We start from the raw sequence: 14,326 nt of genomic DNA, 5'->3' as shown, positions 1-14,326 counted from the left end.
GGGGCCAGTGTGGCGGGCTAACCTTACGTCATTCTTGCTTCAAACTTACGCCGAGCTTACAAGTGATCATACGCTGCATTATTTTTGCGAACGGTCGTGCTAAAAAAATCGTACGGCGCGTGGTGCAAGTCAGGCAAATCTTGTATGCTGCGCCGATCAGCCATTCGAATGAAAGCACCATGATCAAGCACATCGTTATGTGGAAGTTGAAAGAGCATGCCGAAGGCGCCGACCGCGCCGCCAACGCCATCAAGATGAAGGCGCTGCTGGACGCCTGCGCCACGCTGTCGCCCGGCACCCTGAAGTTCGAGGCGGTGCTGGCCCAGCCCGGTCTGGAAGCCACCTACGACGTGGTGTTGTACTCGGAATTCACGGACCGCGCGGCGCTGGACGCCTACCTCGAGCATCCGGAACACGTGGCCATCAAGCCCTTCATCGGCGCTATCCGCGAAGCGCGCCAGTGCATGGATTACGAGGTCTGAATGCGCACCACACGGGAATTGTTCTCGCTGGCGGGACGCACGGCGCTGGTGACGGGCGGCTCGCGCGGCCTGGGCCTGCAGATGGCGCTGGCCCTGGGCGAGCAGGGCGCGGCCGTGGTGATCTCGTCGCGCAAGCAGGCCGAACTCGATGAAGCGCTGGCCTTCCTGGCCGCGCGCGGCGTGCCGGCCTGCGCGGTGGCCGCCGACCTGGCGCAGGAGGCGGGCGCCGACCGGCTGGTGACGGCCGCCCTGGGCCATCTGGGCCATATCGATATTTTGGTCAACAATGCAGGCGCCAGCTGGGGCGCCCCGGCCGAGGACCATCCGGTCGAGGCCTGGGACAAGGTGATGAACCTGAATATACGCGGCATGTTCCTGGTGTCGCAGCTGGTGGGCAAGCGCTCCATGATCCCGCGCCGCCATGGCCGCATCATCAATGTGGCCTCCATCGCCGGGCTGGCAGGCAATCCGCCCGGCAGCATGAAGACGCTGGCCTACAACACCTCCAAGGGCGCGGTGGTGAACTTCACCCGCACCCTGGCGGGCGAATGGGGCGAGTACGGCATCACGGTCAACGCGCTGGCGCCGGGCTTTTTCCCGTCGAAGATGACCAAAGGGCTGCTGGCGCAAATGGGCGATGAACTGGCGCGCCAGGCGCCGCTGCGGCGGCTGGGCGATGACGAGGACCTCAAGGGGGCGGTGGTGCTGTTCGCCTCGGAGGCGGGCAAACACATCTCCGGCCAGATACTGGCCGTGGATGGCGGCGTATCGGCGGTGTGAACATGGGAACTTATCAGCGTATCGTACTGGCCTCGCGCCCGCGCGGGCCGGTGCTGCCGTCCAACTTCCGGCTGGAGACGGTGGACATCCCGCTCGTCGCCGAGGGCCAGGTTTTGGTGCGCAACCATTATCTGTCGCTGGACCCCTACATGCGCGGCCGCATGAGCAATGCGCAAAGCTACGCCGCGCGCCAGGAACTGGACCAGACCATGATAGGCGGCACCGTGGGCCGGGTGGTGGAATCGCGCCATCCCGACTTTGCGGTGGGCGATTATGTGAACGGCATGCTGGGCTGGGCCGAGATGGGCCTGGCCGACGGCGCCCAGCTGCGCAAGCTCGATGCCGGTCGCATTCCCCTGCCGGCCTTCCTGGGCACGGTGGGCATGCCCGGCATGGCGGCCTGGTATGGCCTGCGCCGCATCATGCGCGCCAAGGCGGGCGAAACGGTGGTGGTGTCGGCCGCCAGCGGTGCGGTCGGCAGCGTGGTTGGCCAATTGGCGAAGCTGCAGGGCTGCCGCGCGGTGGGCATCGCCGGCGGCGCGGAGAAGTGCGCCTACGTGGTCGACGAACTGGGTTTCGACGCCTGCATCGACTACAAGGCCGGGCGACTGGAAGCCGACCTGGCCGCCGCCACCCCGGACGGCGTGGACGCCATCTTCGAAAACGTGGGCGGCGCCGTGCTGGACGCGGCGCTGGCGCGCACCAATCCCTTTGCCCGCATCGCCCTGTGCGGCATGATCGCCGGCTACAACGGCGACGAAGTACCTATCCGCAATGCGCGCCTGCTGCTGCTGCGCCGTTTGACGCTGCAGGGTTTCATCATCACCGAACAGATGCAGGACTGGCCGCAGGGCCTGGCCGAGCTGGGCGCGCTGGTGGCCGATGGCAAGCTCAAGTACCGCGAAACGGTGGCGCAGGGATTGGCGGCGGCGCCCGAGGCTTTAATAGGCCTGCTGAAGGGGGAGAATTTTGGCAAGCAGCTGGTCCGCCTGATCTAGCTGATCCAAATAAGCTGATCTGGCGCATCGTTGTAGTCCGTGCGACAATCGTTTTTTGTTTGAGGACTATGCCATGAGCACGACCGACAATTACAACATCCGCCTTGGCGACTGGGCCACCCTGGGCGAGGACGCCAAGACCATCCGTTTCGAAGTCTTCGTCGAGGAGCAGAAGGTGCCTGCCGAGATCGAGCTGGACGCCATGGACGCCTACTGCCTGCACGCCGTCGCTTACGATGCAAACGGCGTCCCGGTAGGCACCGGCCGCCTGCTGCCGGATGGACATATCGGCCGCATGGCGGTGCGCCAGAGCGCGCGCGGCAGCGGTGTCGGCAGCGCCCTGTTGCAGGCGCTGATGGCCCAGGCGCGCCAGCGCGGCGACCGCGAAGTGGCCCTGAGCGCCCAGACCCACGCGGCCCCGTTCTACCAGCGGCACGGCTTCGCCACCGAGGGCGAGGAGTTCTACGAAGCGGGCCTGCCTCACGTGAATATGTTACGACCTCTGTCCTGATTGGAAAGGAAAGCCGGCATGACCCACACCGTAGAGAACTTCGATCCCACACTGGATTTGTATTTCGAGCGCGAGGTGGATATCTCGCCGGCCAAGATCTGGGCCGCCTGGACCCAGCCCGAGCACATCGTGCACTGGTTCACGCCGGCGCCGTGGAAGACCGTGGAGGCCCAGGTGGACCTGCGCCCCGGCGGCTTGTTCCGCACCGTGATGGAGTCGCCGGACGGCGCCCGGCACGTCAACATCGGTACCTTCCTGGAGATCGTGCCCAACCAGCGGCTGGTGTGGACCACGGCGCTGGGACCGGGCTTCCGCCCCACCGGCGTGGATTTCGTGACTGCCTTTATCACGCTGGAGGATTTGCCGGGCGGGCGCACCCGCTACATCGCCTGCGCCCGCCACAAGGACGAGGCCACGCTCAGGCAGCACCAGGAGATGGGATTCGAGCAGGGCTGGAATGCGGCGCTGGAGCAGCTGATTGCGCACATGAGCCGCTGAGCGGGGTACTGCAGGCGCGGTATGGATTGCCGCTTGCACGGCAATGACGGTCAGGCTGCGCTACTGTATCAGGACTTCGTGCAGCACGGCAGGGGCCTGATCGTAGAGCTTCACCACGGTCGAGGTGCGGGTGCCGTAGCCCGGCATTTCGATGCGCACGGCCGACAGCGCACGTTCCAGGTCCAGCGGCACGCCGGTGTCCGGCAGGCGCAAATCCGGGGCCTGCGTGGTATCGGACAGCATTTCAAAATACGCGTCATCTGGTGCGCCCAGGCATAGCAGGCTGGCAAATTGCGCCTTGGTCTTGAGCACCTTGGGCCAGGGCGCGTCCAGCAGGGCGTTCGACAGCCCGTAGATGCCGGGCTCCAGCGGCTGCCCGTTGCGCGGGTCGTCCTGTCCCTTGTTGGAATACCAGACCAGGGTGTCGCGGTCGGCCAGCACCAGGTTGTAGCCATTGTATGCCGACGCATCGGCTTCGATGGCCGCCACATACTCCTGCGGCGTCATCCCGCCCGCCAGGAAATCCGCCACCAGATGCCCGCGCGACGGCGCATGTTCCTTGTGCTCGGACGGCGCCCGGATATTGGTGATGGCGGCAAAGCGCGAACCCCGCATGCCGCCAAGCGGCTGGGGTGACTGGGCGATGCCCATCCAGCTGCCGCCGGCCAGCAGGTCGCGCCCGCCGTAGATGTGCGGATGGTCGGGCCAGGGCGCGGCCGGGGCGGTGGCGCGCTGGTAGAACTCGTCGCGGTTGGCGGCCGCCACCAGCGGCACGCCGGGCACGACTTTCCAGGCAAAGACGATCAGGCACATGGCGTCACGTCCACGAAAACTTCGGTGTGGCGCGCGCCGCTGATACAGGCGGCCAGCCCGGCTTCGGCCACGGCCTTATCCAGGGCCGGCTGGAAGCCATCCGGTGCGGCCGGGTACACCTCCATCCAGGTCTGCTCCCCATCCTTGGTTTCCGGACGGCGCTTGAGCTGGCCGTGCACGCCGTGGCGCTGCGCCAGCCCATCCTGCATGGCGGCGACGGCCGGGCGCAGGCGTTCGGCGTCGCCTTCCCTGACGCGGTAATAAACGTACAAGTCCATGGTCAGGCGTCGGGCGCGTCCACGGCGTAGGGCAGGGGACGGAAGGCCAGGGGCGCGCCCTCGGCCGAGCCCAGGTGCACGGAAGCCGAGTCGATGGCCGCCAGCTTGATCTCCACCAGCGCATCGACGCCGCCGGCGCCGTTGGGCGCTGCGTTGACGATCATGCCGCAGGGCTGGCCCGGGTCATCGCTGGAAAACACTTCGGCGCCCGCCACGGCGCCCGCATCGGCGATGGTGGCCAGCGCGGTGCGGCGCTTCAGCTTGCCCAGGTACTGGCTGCGCGCCACGATTTCCTGGCCGGGGTAGCAGCCCTTCTTGAAGTTGACGCCGCCCAGCAGCTCGTAATTGACCATCTGCGGCACGAACTGCTCCTGCGTGGCCTTGGTAATCTGCGGCACGCCGGCGTGGATGGCGGACAGTTCCCAGGCGTTCGATGCCACGGCCAGCCTGGCCGACAGCTCCGGCCACACGGTGTGCGCCGTCTGCGCCGTCAGCAGCCACTGGTAGCGCGGCGCGCCGAAGGCGTCGGCCAGCCGTATCAGGGTGCCCAGCGGATGATCGATTTTGGCGTAGGCGCGTTCCGGCAGCACGTCGAACCAGGTTTGCAGCACCGCCTGGGCCAGGTCGCCGCCCAGGCCGAAGCTGACCTCGTACGGCGCCACGCCGGTGGCGTCGGAGAGCTTGGTCTTGGCGCGCAGCACGAACATCTGCAGGCGCTTCTGCAGCGGCGGCTGGATGTCCTGCGGCAGCTGTAAATAGATGGCTTGCTCGCTGCGCCACATCAGGAAGGTGGCCTGCAGGCGGCCCTTGGGCGTGCAATAGCCGGCCAGGCGCGCTTCGCCTAGCCCCAGGTGAAGGGCGTCGTTGGTGAGCTGGTTGTGCAGGAAACTGGCCGATTCCTCGCCATGGAGGGCGATCAGGCCCAGGTCCGTGATGGGGGCGACGAAGCCCTGTGCCAGTTCAGTGGCGCCCAGCGCGGGCGCGGCGGCCAGTTGTTGAATCCAGGGATACATAATTTCCATATAGTGGCGTGTAAAGCATTATCATTACGGGCTCATTATAGTGATGTCGCGACAATCGCGCCGGGGCCACCCCAAAACGGTGGCACACTGCGCCCTTAACCTGAACCTGACACGATGGCTGTTATCAAAAAACTCATCCTCTGCTCCGTGCTGGCGGTGGCCGCCGGCGGAGGCTATTTTGCCTGGTGGGGGCAACAGCCCATCATAGGCGGCGACACCGAGGCGATCGACTTCACCATCACGCCCGGCAGCGGCGCGCACGCGGCCGGCCAGCAGATTGCCGAAGCGGGCGTGCCCATCCAGCCGCTGCTGTTCAACCTGCTGGCGCGCGCCACCGGCAAGAGTTCCAGGCTGAAAGCCGGTTCCTACGAGCTCAAGCCGGGCACCACGCCGCGCCGCCTGATCGAACAGCTGGTGCGCGGCGAATTCGCCCAGGAGTCGCTGACCATCATCGAAGGCTGGACCTTCCGCCAGATGCGGGCCGCCATGGCCGCCCACAAGGGCCTCAAGCACGATACCGTGGCCATGTCGGACAGCGAGCTGATGAAGGCCGTCTCGCCCGACTACAAGGAGCCGGAAGGCTTGTTCTTCCCCGATACCTATTTGTTTGCCAAGGGTTCCAGCGAACTACAGATATTCAAGCAGGCGCACGCCATGATGCTCAGCCACCTGAACGAGGCCTGGGAAAAGCGCGATCCCTCGCTGCCCTACAAGTCGCCGTACGAGGCGCTGACCATGGCCTCCATCGTGGAAAAGGAAACCGGGCAGAAGTCCGAGCGCGGCCTGATCGCGGGCGTGTTCGTCAACCGTCTCAAGCTGGGCATGCTGCTGCAGACCGACCCCACGGTCATCTACGGAATGGGCCAGCGCTACGACGGCAAGATCCGCAAGAAGGACCTGGAGACGGACACCCCGTACAATACCTATACCCGCATCGGCCTGCCGCCGACCCCGATATCGCTGCCGGGCGTGCAGTCGCTGTCGGCCGCGCTGGCGCCGGCCAAGACCCAGGCCCTGTATTTTGTCTCCAAGGGCAATGGCACCAGCCAGTTCTCCGACAACCTGAACGACCATAACCGGGCGGTCAACCAATATCAACGATAAAGAAACACCCATGAGCGGTAAATTCATCACCTTCGAAGGCATAGACGGCGCCGGCAAATCCACCCACATCGGCTATGTGTCCGGCTATTTGCGGGCGCGCGGCGTGGAGCTGGTCAGCACGCGCGAGCCGGGCGGCACCCCGCTGGGCGAAAAGCTGCGCGAACTGGTGCTGCACGAGAAGATGCACCTGGAAACCGAAGCCCTGCTGATGTTCGCCAGCCGCCGCGAACACCTGGCGCAGGTGATACAGCCGGCCCTGGCGCGCGGCGCCTGGGTCATTTCCGACCGCTTCACGGACGCCAGCTTCGCCTACCAGGGCGGCGGGCGCGGCCTGACGCTGGACAAGCTGGAAGCGCTCGAGCAGTGGGTGCACCCCGAGCTGCAACCCGACCTCACCTTCCTGTTCGACGTGCCGCTGGAGGTGCGCGCGCGCGCCTGGACGCCACCCGCGACCTGGACAAGTTCGAGCAGGAGCAGGCCGACTTCTTCAGCTCGACCCGCAATGAATACCTGCGCCGCGCCGGCCAGTTCCCTGGCCGCTTCCGCGTGGTCGATTCCACCCGTCCCATCGCCGCCATCCAGCAGGAGCTGGGCGGCCTGCTGGATACGCTGCTGGGTGCCGCATGAGCGATATCTACCCCTGGCAGGAACCGGCCTGGCGCCAGCTGCAGGCGCTGCGCGGACGCCTGCCGCACGCCATCCTGTTCCACGGCGCGGCCGGCACCGGCAAGGCCGATTTCATCGAGCGCTATGCGCAAAGCCTGCTGTGCGAGGCGGTGCTGCCGGACGGCCACGCCTGCGGTACGTGCGCGTCCTGCGGCTGGTTCCTGCAGCAGAACCACCCCGACTACCGCCGCATCCGCCCCGAGGCGCTGGAGGATGAACCTGCGGCCGAGGGCGAGGACGGCGACGCCGAGTCCAAAAAGGCGGCCAAGAGCAAGGCGCCCTCCAAGGAAATCAAGATCGAGCAGATCCGTGCCCTGGCCGACTTCATGAACATCTCCACCCACCGCCAGGGCTTGCGGGTGGTGGTGCTGTATCCGGCCGAGGCGCTCAACATGCCGGCCTCGAATGCGCTGCTCAAGACCCTGGAGGAGCCGCCGCCGGGCACCGTGTTCCTGCTGTCGTCGAACAGCCTGGACCGGCTGCTGCCGACCATCTTGTCGCGCTGCCGCAAGTTCGCGCTGCCCATGCCCACCCACGAGGAAGCGCTGGCCTGGCTCAAGGCGCAGGGCGTGGCCGATGCCGACAGCTGGCTGCGCGAGCAGGGCGGGGCGCCGCTGGCGGCCCTGGCCCAATCGGAATCGGGCAGCCGCGAGGACATGGACACCCTGCTGCAATTTTTGGCCCATCCGGCCGTGGACAGTGCGCTGCGGGCGGCGGACAAGCTGCAAAAAGTGCCGCTGGCGGCCCAGGTATCGTGGCTGCAGCGCTGGCTGTACGATGTGTTTTCCTACAAACTGTCCGGAAACATCCGCTATTATCCGCGCTATGGCAAGGAGCTGGCCGCGCTGGCCGGCAAGGTCCACGTGAGCCGGCTGCTGGCCGCCATCAAGGGCGCCAACGAGCGGCGCGCGGTGGCCGACCATCCGCTGTCGCCCAAGCTGTTCATCGAGGACATGCTGCTGGACTACACCGCCTGCTGCGCCTGAAAGACAGGATGCCATGAGCGCCAGCCTGCAAGCCCCGGACCACGCCACCTCCGCGCGGCCGACGGTGCAGTCGCTGGCGATCAAGGAAAAGGCCGTGCGGTATGCTGCACAGGACGGTGGCCCGGTATGGGCGCCAGCAATTAAATGTATTGCACAGTGATTTCAGCTTCCAGGCTATCCACTAATCGCCAATCATTTTGGTTGATTGGTCGCAAGGTAACATGCACATCGACCCTTCCAAACAGTAATTTTTCAAAATAATTGATAGAACACACGGTGCCAAACTGTCCAGGTATAAAACGACTCTCCTCTCTGGGGCCAATGTTGAAGCCGGCCTGGCGTAGTATGTCTTCCGCCTTGTTGAATGGAGTGCCGGCTGGTATGAACTTCGCGATCACCTCTGTGATACGGTTACGCCCGTTTCCCGCCGATTTTAATTCACCTCGGCGTTTCATCCCGTCGTAGGCATCGTTGATCGCCCTACGGAGTTCCCTGCCAGTTTCCTTATCAGATTTTTCAGGTGTCTTTGGTATCTGGTTTATTTTTCCAGAGTACAACTCATACCACGTGCTGCCTTTCACCATTTCCACTACCTTGATGTCATAGGCGGCCTCCTGTTCAGCGGGCACATCGACGCGAAAATGGAGGCGGCCATCTGGCAGCACCAGATAAGCGAGTTCCACTTCGAACCGGTTTGGAAATACGCCGCGCGTGAGAGTGATTTTCAACGGGCCGGGAGTGTGCGACGACGGGCGCTCCGGGAGGGTGAGATCAAATAGATGGACTCCGAATTGATGAGTTTCCATTGTTAATGATGCTGGCGGACCCTGAACCGTCGTCACCGGGCTCACTGCGTAACAACGCGTGGCGGCTGATAACAAGACCATCAACATCATTGCAAAAACATGTCTCATGACAGTCCACCATTAAAAGTCGCTGCAATTGTCGGGGCCGCCACTGGTCAGCGACGGCCTGACCAACTTTAACTCATCTGGCTGCAGGTGTCAGATGCTGTCGAATTCAATACGGACTCACAGCGCGCGCTGGTGCGACAGGTACACGTTGTCCTGCTCCAGCGCCACGCCGTCACGCACGGCCGCTTGCCAGCGGGCCGTCGTCACCACGGCGGCAAAGCTGGAGTGGAACACGGTGCTGAACACGCGGTGGATTTCCTCGGCGCTGGCGGCGCCGGCATCGTTCCGGTAGGGCAGGGAGCCGCTGGCGTCGGACAGTAACTCCACCTGGTAGCCCCGGTGCGCCGCTTCATAAATGGTGGCGGCGTCGCAGTTGTGCGTCATGTAGCCGATCACGGTCAAGGTGTTTATGCCCTGTCTGGCCAGCCAGTCGGCAGCGTCGGTGCCGGTGAAGATGCTGGCCCTGGTCTTGTGGATGTGGTGGTCGGCCTGGCGTTCCGCCACCACGGCGTGCAGCTGCCAGCCGTCCGAGCCGGGCGAGAAGATCGGCGAACCGGCCGCGGCGTCGTGCTGCACGGTCAGTACCGGGATGCCGGCGGCGCGTGCGGTGTCCATCGCGGCGGCGATATTCGCCAGCGATACCTCGACCGGCGGATGGCTGATGCGCATATTGCCGGTTACGTATTCATTCTGGACGTCGATGACGGCCAGGGCGCGGCGGGGAGTGTTCATGTGGCTTCCTTTCTGTTGGTGATCCGTCATTCTGCGCCGCCGCCACCGCCGCCGACAGTGGCCCGTAAGCCAAGGTACGATAAAATCGGGCCATGAGCCAGCCAGCCAAAAAAATCGCCGTCATTGCCTTCGATGGCATGACGCCCTTCCACCTGTCCGTGCCCTGCCTGGTGTTTGGCTCCCAGCTGCTTGATGGCTACGAGGTGCAGGTATGTGCCGCCGGGCCCGGCCCGCTGCGCACCACGGCCGGTTTCGATATCGCCGCCGCGCACGGCCTGGAAGCGGTGGCCTCCGCCGATATCGTCATCCTGCCATCCTGGCACGACGATGGCCGGCCGGCGCCGCCGGCTTTGCTGCAAGCGCTGACGGATGCGGCCCAGCGCGGCGCGTGCGTGGTCGGCCTGTGCCTGGGCGCCTTTCCGCTGGCCGAGACTGGCCTGCTGGATGGCCTGTCCGCCACTACCCACTGGGCGTTCGCCGATGCGCTGGCGCGGCGCTATCCCAAGGTGCGCGTCGACCGCGAGGTGCTGTACGTGGACGAGGGCGGCGTCCTGACTTCGGCCGGCGTGGCGGCGGGCCTGGACTGCTGCCTCTACCTGCTGCGCCAGCTACGCGGGGCCGAAGCCGCCAACCGTGTGGCCCGGCAGCTGGTGGTGGCGCCGCACCGCCAGGGCGGACAGGCCCAGTTCATCGAGCGTCCGCTGCCGGTCAGCCACAGCGACGGGCGTTTCGCCGAGGTGCTGGCGTGGGTAGGTCGCCATTTGGCCGAGGAGCACAGCCTGGACGCCCTGGCCGAACGGGCCGCCATGAGCCGCCGCAATTTCACCCGCCATTTCCGGCTGGCCACCGGCACTTCGTTCAAGCAGTGGCTACTGGAACAGCGCCTGGCCCATGCCCGCCATCTGCTGGAAGCCACGGATGCGGCTGTCGAGCGTGTCGCGCAGGAAGCGGGATTCGGCTCGGCGCTGTCGCTGCGCCAGCATTTCCGCACCGTGCTGCGCACCTCGCCCAGCGCCTACCGCAGTCAGTTCCGGACGATGGGAACAAAAACGGCGGCCTGAGTCGGTTACAATCACGCCATGTATATCGATTCCCATTGCCACATCAATTTTCCCGAGCTGGCTGCGCGCCTGCCCGAAATCCTGGCCAGGATGGCCGACAACAAGGTCACCCATGCGCTGTGCGTATCGGTTGATCTGCCGGATTTCCCGCAGGTGCTGGCGCTGGCTGAACAGCATCCGAATATCTACGCCTCGGTGGGCGTGCATCCGGATTATGAAGACACGCCCGAACCCAGCGTCGAACAGCTGGTGGAGCTGGCCGATCACGAGAAAATCGTCGCCATCGGCGAGACCGGCCTCGATTACTACCGCCTGACCGGCGACCTGGAATGGCAGCGCGAGCGCTTCCGCACCCACATCCGCGCCTCGCGCGCCACCGGCAAGCCGCTGATCATCCACACCCGCTCCGCCAGCGAGGACACCATCCGCATCATGCGTGAGGAAGGTGCCGGCAGCGACGCGGGCGGCCCGGCGGGCGTGATGCACTGCTTTACCGAATCGCTGGATGTGGCGCGCGCCGCCATCGCCCAGGGCTTTTATATTTCGTTCTCCGGCATCGTCACCTTCAAGAGCGCCAGGGATCTGCAGGCTGTGGCGCGCGAAGTGCCGCTGGAGCGCATCCTGATCGAGACCGATGCACCCTACCTGGCGCCGGTGCCGTATCGCGGCAAGAACAACGAGCCAGGCTACGTGGCCCACGTCGGCGAGTTCATCGCCCAGCTCAAGGGCGTGCCGGTGGAGGAGGTGGCGCGCCGCACCACCGAGAACTTCTTCCAGCTGTTCAAGGCGGCGCACTGATGCGGCGGCGTTTGCTCCTGGCCGCGCTGGCCGCCGCCCTGTCCAGTCCGGCGTGGGCCGACCAGCAGGAGGACGCGGTCGATTACTTCCGCGCCGTGCAGCTGGACGCCAGCAAGACCGTGCAGCGCCTGCTGGACCAGGGACTGGACCCCAACATCCGCGAACCGGAGCGCGGCGAGACCGGCCTGATCGTCGCCATGCGCTACGACGCCAACAAGACGCTGGACGTATTGCTGGCCCAGCCGCGCATCGACCTGGAAGCGCGTGCCGGGAACGGCAACACGGCCCTGATGATGGCCGCCTTCCGCAAGAACAAGCCGGCCGTGCTGAAGTTGCTGGACAAGGGCGCACAGGTCAACCAGAAGGGCTGGGCTGCGCTGCACTACGCGGCGGCGGCTGGGGACGTGGAGCTGACCAGGCTGTTCCTCGACAAACACGCCTACATCGATGCCGAATCGCCGTCCGGCATGACGCCGCTGATGATTGCCGCCCGCGAAGGCCAGGAACAGGTGGTCAAGCTGCTGCTGGAGGAAGGCGCCGACGCCACCCTCAAGGATGGCGGCTTCCACCTGACGGCGGCCGGCTTCGCCCTCAAATACGACAAGCCCTGGATCGCCGACGCGATCAACACCTTCCTCGCCAACCAGAAGCCGCGCTAGTCCCGGCGTCAGCCGTGGTGCTCGCGCGGATCGTGCTTGTCGTGATCGCGCCCGCCCTCCTGGTGTTTGGCCTGGGGCGGTACCTGCTGTGGGTGCGGTGCGGCGCTGGCGTGCATTTCATGTGGCGCAGGAGCGGGATGCGCCGATGCTGGCGGACGCGGCGCTTCGGCAGGCTTGAACTGCGCATGCATTTGCGGCGGTGGCGCCTTGGACGCGGCGGGCGCGGCATGTTGCGGCTGGGTGGGGCCGGGCTGTGCATGGGCCTGGGATGCTGCCGCCATTCGCATGGCGGCCAAATCATGCTGCGGCACTGGCGGTTCAGGCTGTGCGTGCGCCTGGGGCGCTGAAGCCGCAGGCATGGTAGCCAAAGCACGCGGCGGCTCCGGAGGGTTGGGTTGCGCGTGTACCTGCGGCGCCGGCTTGGCGAAGGCGGCAGAGGCGCGTGGCGGCTCGCCGGATGCGGCCTGCCCATGCATGGTCGGCGGGTTCGGCATGCCGGCGGCCATTTGCGGCGCGGGCCGCACCGCCGGGCGCACCTCCACCTGCGGCTGGCGGAACGATGGCCCCTGTTTATCCTGACCCGGCGCGGCCTGCTGCGCCAGACGGCCCGGCTCCTGCCTGCCATCGCGGCGCATGGACGGCTGTATCGCTTGCGGGATAGGCGGCAGGGCTTGCGGCGCCTGGGCATGCTGCGCGCCGGGCGATGGAACGGCCGGATGCGGCCCTTGCGCCAACCGGGCCGGGGCAGGCATCGCCACCGGAGAGCGCGGGGGCTGTGGCGGCGCCGCCTCGCGCGGGCCGGCGTGCGGCATTTGCACCTGGTTGAGCTGGGTGACAGCCACATTCTGGCTGCGGTTCACGGGGCCGTTGAAGTTGTTGACCGTGCGGTAGCTGTTGTTGACGATATTGTTATTCACCACGCTGACCGACTTGGTTACATACGTCGCGTTGTTGTACACCACGGCCGGCCGGCGCCAGTGCTCGTCGTGGCCGGGGCGCGGGGCCGGTCCGCCCCAATCCATGTTCCACGCATGCCAGCCGCCATCGTGGGCATGGCTGAGCGCGGCGCCCACCAGGATGCCGACGCCAAAGGTCAACGCCCCGGTGCTGGCCGGGTTGCCGGAAGGCGAAGGGGGCGGAGGCGGCGCACGGTCCACCCAGCCCGGATACACGGGTTCCCACGGCCCGTAGACCACGGACGGATTGTAGTGCGGCACGTACACCACATCCGGCTGCGCCGATTCGATGACGATGGTCTGCGGCGGCGGTGGTATCACGGCCGGGGGCGCATCGTAGATCTCCTGGCCGGGCGTGACAACCGGTGTCGCAGCATACTCGGCTGCCTGCGCGGAGCGCACCGTGGTCGACACCCTCAGTTGCGCCGAGTTTTTCAGGCTGCCGTTCTGCTGCGCCCGCGCCCGCATGACCTGGATCGCGTTCATGACATCGGCGGGATCGTTGGCATAGGCCTGGCCCAGCGCCGTGGTCCAGGGCAGGTTGGCCGCCATCTGCCCCAGCACATTGGGGAAGGTGGTCAGCGACTTGATGCTGACGTCCCAGGGCTGCTGGCTTTCCTCGGCCTGCAGCGCATTGCCGCTCAGGGAAGGATGCTGCGCCAGCCACAGGTTGGCGGCGCTGACCTGGTCTGGATAGGTGGAACCGGCCAGCACCTGGGCCACCAGCTTGTCCGGGTACAGGGCGATGGGCGCCACCATTTGCTGCAATTGCTCGGCGGTCGGCGGCTGGTATGCGGCCGCGGCGGGCGCGGCGCCGGCCGCCTGGGGCGTATTGGCGGGCTGGTTGCAGCCAGCCAGCGCCAGCAGGCTAGCGGAGACCAGCGCGGCCATCGTCGTTTTGTGCATGTTCATCACCGCGTCCTTTCCTTTAGTGTTATGGCTCAGATTAATAGCCGGTCCGGGGCCGCACGATATAAAACTGTTACCTCTTGTAACCCGGTCCACTCAATTGAGGGGGAATTGGGCGCCAGTTCCGTGCACCGTTCAGCTCGGGAGAGCGGGATAATG

General features: G+C 65.9%; 16 protein-coding genes and 1 pseudogene. 11 read left to right on the top strand and 6 right to left on the bottom strand.

Annotated features, from left to right (window positions below):
- Window positions 1-179: 179 nt before the first annotated feature.
- The 5 genes from ACLB1G_RS01100 (at window position 180) to ACLB1G_RS01080 (ending at window position 3,269) form a co-directional block, all read left to right on the top strand.
- The gene (locus tag ACLB1G_RS01100) at window positions 180-482 is read left to right on the top strand and encodes a Dabb family protein (protein WP_491625331.1); all 303 of its coding nucleotides are present in this window, start codon (window positions 180-182) and stop codon (window positions 480-482) included.
- Window positions 483-1,262 carry an SDR family oxidoreductase gene (locus ACLB1G_RS01095; RefSeq protein WP_491625330.1) on the top strand — a complete coding sequence of 260 codons (780 nt, stop codon included), beginning with the start codon at window positions 483-485 and terminating at the stop codon, window positions 1,260-1,262.
- A 2-nt stretch (window positions 1,263-1,264) separates the two neighbouring features.
- The gene (locus ACLB1G_RS01090; protein ID WP_491625329.1) at window positions 1,265-2,260 is read left to right on the top strand and encodes an NADP-dependent oxidoreductase; all 996 of its coding nucleotides are present in this window, start codon (window positions 1,265-1,267) and stop codon (window positions 2,258-2,260) included.
- A gap of 73 nt (window positions 2,261-2,333) precedes the next feature.
- Complete coding sequence (locus ACLB1G_RS01085) at window positions 2,334-2,771, top strand: GNAT family N-acetyltransferase (protein ID WP_491625328.1); 438 nt, start codon at window positions 2,334-2,336, stop codon at window positions 2,769-2,771.
- An 18-nt stretch (window positions 2,772-2,789) separates the two neighbouring features.
- Entirely contained in the window at window positions 2,790-3,269 is a 480-nt protein-coding gene (locus ACLB1G_RS01080) for an SRPBCC family protein (RefSeq protein ID WP_491625327.1), read from the top strand.
- A gap of 60 nt (window positions 3,270-3,329) precedes the next feature.
- Here ACLB1G_RS01080 and ACLB1G_RS01075 read toward each other — a convergent pair whose 3' ends face one another.
- From ACLB1G_RS01075 to ygfZ, 3 genes are read right to left on the bottom strand one after another with little or no spacing between them, the layout of a single operon-like run.
- Window positions 3,330-4,082: an NRDE family protein gene (locus tag ACLB1G_RS01075; protein WP_491625326.1), complete on the bottom strand. Its 753-nt coding sequence runs from the start codon at window positions 4,080-4,082 to the stop codon at window positions 3,330-3,332.
- Complete coding sequence (locus tag ACLB1G_RS01070) at window positions 4,073-4,360, bottom strand: DUF4936 family protein (RefSeq protein ID WP_491625325.1); 288 nt, start codon at window positions 4,358-4,360, stop codon at window positions 4,073-4,075. Before ACLB1G_RS01070 ends, ACLB1G_RS01075 begins: the two co-directional genes overlap by 10 nt.
- A 2-nt stretch (window positions 4,361-4,362) precedes the next feature.
- On the bottom strand, window positions 4,363-5,373 hold the full coding sequence (ygfZ, locus tag ACLB1G_RS01065) for a CAF17-like 4Fe-4S cluster assembly/insertion protein YgfZ (protein WP_491625324.1): 1,011 nt from the start codon (window positions 5,371-5,373) through the stop codon (window positions 4,363-4,365).
- Window positions 5,374-5,496: 123 nt separating this feature from the next.
- Here ygfZ and mltG point away from each other — a divergent pair, with 123 nt between their 5' ends.
- The 3 genes and pseudogenes from mltG to ACLB1G_RS01050 all read left to right on the top strand — a co-directional run bounded on the left by mltG (window position 5,497) and on the right by ACLB1G_RS01050 (window position 8,138).
- Entirely contained in the window at window positions 5,497-6,486 is a 990-nt protein-coding gene (gene mltG / locus ACLB1G_RS01060) for an endolytic transglycosylase MltG (protein WP_491625323.1), read from the top strand.
- Between the two features lie 10 nt (window positions 6,487-6,496).
- Window positions 6,497-7,113: pseudogene (gene tmk, locus ACLB1G_RS01055) on the top strand (dTMP kinase).
- On the top strand, window positions 7,110-8,138 hold the full coding sequence (locus ACLB1G_RS01050) for a DNA polymerase III subunit delta' (protein ID WP_491625322.1): 1,029 nt from the start codon (window positions 7,110-7,112) through the stop codon (window positions 8,136-8,138). The pseudogene tmk and the gene ACLB1G_RS01050 overlap by 4 nt, the downstream one beginning before the upstream one ends.
- A gap of 140 nt (window positions 8,139-8,278) precedes the next feature.
- Here the strand turns inward: ACLB1G_RS01050 and ACLB1G_RS01045 are convergent, their stop codons facing one another.
- Both ACLB1G_RS01045 and ACLB1G_RS01040 read right to left on the bottom strand, forming a co-directional pair.
- On the bottom strand, window positions 8,279-9,034 hold the full coding sequence (locus tag ACLB1G_RS01045) for a hypothetical protein (protein ID WP_491625321.1): 756 nt from the start codon (window positions 9,032-9,034) through the stop codon (window positions 8,279-8,281).
- A 135-nt stretch (window positions 9,035-9,169) separates the two neighbouring features.
- A complete protein-coding gene (locus ACLB1G_RS01040) occupies window positions 9,170-9,784 on the bottom strand; it encodes a cysteine hydrolase family protein (RefSeq protein WP_491625320.1) in 615 nt (204 codons plus the stop codon).
- Between the two features lie 92 nt (window positions 9,785-9,876).
- Here ACLB1G_RS01040 and ACLB1G_RS01035 point away from each other — a divergent pair, with 92 nt between their 5' ends.
- From ACLB1G_RS01035 to ACLB1G_RS01025, 3 genes are read left to right on the top strand one after another with little or no spacing between them, the layout of a single operon-like run.
- Window positions 9,877-10,845 (top strand): GlxA family transcriptional regulator, encoded by a 969-nt coding sequence (locus ACLB1G_RS01035; protein ID WP_491625319.1) that lies wholly within the window; start codon window positions 9,877-9,879, stop codon window positions 10,843-10,845.
- Window positions 10,846-10,863: 18 nt separating this feature from the next.
- Window positions 10,864-11,643: a TatD family hydrolase gene (locus ACLB1G_RS01030; protein ID WP_491625318.1), complete on the top strand. Its 780-nt coding sequence runs from the start codon at window positions 10,864-10,866 to the stop codon at window positions 11,641-11,643.
- Window positions 11,643-12,302, top strand: a complete 660-nt coding sequence (locus ACLB1G_RS01025; RefSeq protein WP_491625317.1) for an ankyrin repeat domain-containing protein — start codon at window positions 11,643-11,645, stop codon at window positions 12,300-12,302. Before ACLB1G_RS01030 ends, ACLB1G_RS01025 begins: the two co-directional genes overlap by 1 nt.
- Before the next feature lie 8 nt (window positions 12,303-12,310).
- On the opposite strand, the gene ACLB1G_RS01020 is transcribed toward ACLB1G_RS01025, so the two are convergent.
- Window positions 12,311-14,170, bottom strand: a complete 1,860-nt coding sequence (locus ACLB1G_RS01020; RefSeq protein WP_491625316.1) for a DUF3300 domain-containing protein — start codon at window positions 14,168-14,170, stop codon at window positions 12,311-12,313.
- Window positions 14,171-14,326 lie beyond the last annotated feature (156 nt).

The sequence above is a fragment of the Duganella kummerowiae genome, from assembly GCF_053572355.1.
This window is presented reverse-complemented; position numbering and strand designations above follow the sequence as displayed.

What these genes read in the sequence shown, in the direction of transcription:
- ACLB1G_RS01100 (WP_491625331.1), top strand. Translation starts at nt 180, where the DNA reads ATGATCAAGCACATCGTTATGTGGAAGTTGAAAGAGCATGCCGAAGGC.
- ACLB1G_RS01095 (WP_491625330.1), top strand. Translation starts at nt 483, where the DNA reads ATGCGCACCACACGGGAATTGTTCTCGCTGGCGGGACGCACGGCGCTG.
- ACLB1G_RS01090 (WP_491625329.1), top strand. Translation starts at nt 1,265, where the DNA reads ATGGGAACTTATCAGCGTATCGTACTGGCCTCGCGCCCGCGCGGGCCG.
- ACLB1G_RS01085 (WP_491625328.1), top strand. Translation starts at nt 2,334, where the DNA reads ATGAGCACGACCGACAATTACAACATCCGCCTTGGCGACTGGGCCACC.
- ACLB1G_RS01080 (WP_491625327.1), top strand. Translation starts at nt 2,790, where the DNA reads ATGACCCACACCGTAGAGAACTTCGATCCCACACTGGATTTGTATTTC.
- ACLB1G_RS01075 (WP_491625326.1), bottom strand. Translation starts at nt 4,082, where the DNA reads ATGTGCCTGATCGTCTTTGCCTGGAAAGTCGTGCCCGGCGTGCCGCTG.
- ACLB1G_RS01070 (WP_491625325.1), bottom strand. Translation starts at nt 4,360, where the DNA reads ATGGACTTGTACGTTTATTACCGCGTCAGGGAAGGCGACGCCGAACGC.
- ygfZ (WP_491625324.1), bottom strand. Translation starts at nt 5,373, where the DNA reads ATGTATCCCTGGATTCAACAACTGGCCGCCGCGCCCGCGCTGGGCGCC.
- mltG (WP_491625323.1), top strand. Translation starts at nt 5,497, where the DNA reads ATGGCTGTTATCAAAAAACTCATCCTCTGCTCCGTGCTGGCGGTGGCC.
- ACLB1G_RS01050 (WP_491625322.1), top strand. Translation starts at nt 7,110, where the DNA reads ATGAGCGATATCTACCCCTGGCAGGAACCGGCCTGGCGCCAGCTGCAG.
- ACLB1G_RS01045 (WP_491625321.1), bottom strand. Translation starts at nt 9,034, where the DNA reads ATGATGTTGATGGTCTTGTTATCAGCCGCCACGCGTTGTTACGCAGTG.
- ACLB1G_RS01040 (WP_491625320.1), bottom strand. Translation starts at nt 9,784, where the DNA reads ATGAACACTCCCCGCCGCGCCCTGGCCGTCATCGACGTCCAGAATGAA.
- ACLB1G_RS01035 (WP_491625319.1), top strand. Translation starts at nt 9,877, where the DNA reads ATGAGCCAGCCAGCCAAAAAAATCGCCGTCATTGCCTTCGATGGCATG.
- ACLB1G_RS01030 (WP_491625318.1), top strand. Translation starts at nt 10,864, where the DNA reads ATGTATATCGATTCCCATTGCCACATCAATTTTCCCGAGCTGGCTGCG.
- ACLB1G_RS01025 (WP_491625317.1), top strand. Translation starts at nt 11,643, where the DNA reads ATGCGGCGGCGTTTGCTCCTGGCCGCGCTGGCCGCCGCCCTGTCCAGT.
- ACLB1G_RS01020 (WP_491625316.1), bottom strand. Translation starts at nt 14,170, where the DNA reads ATGAACATGCACAAAACGACGATGGCCGCGCTGGTCTCCGCTAGCCTG.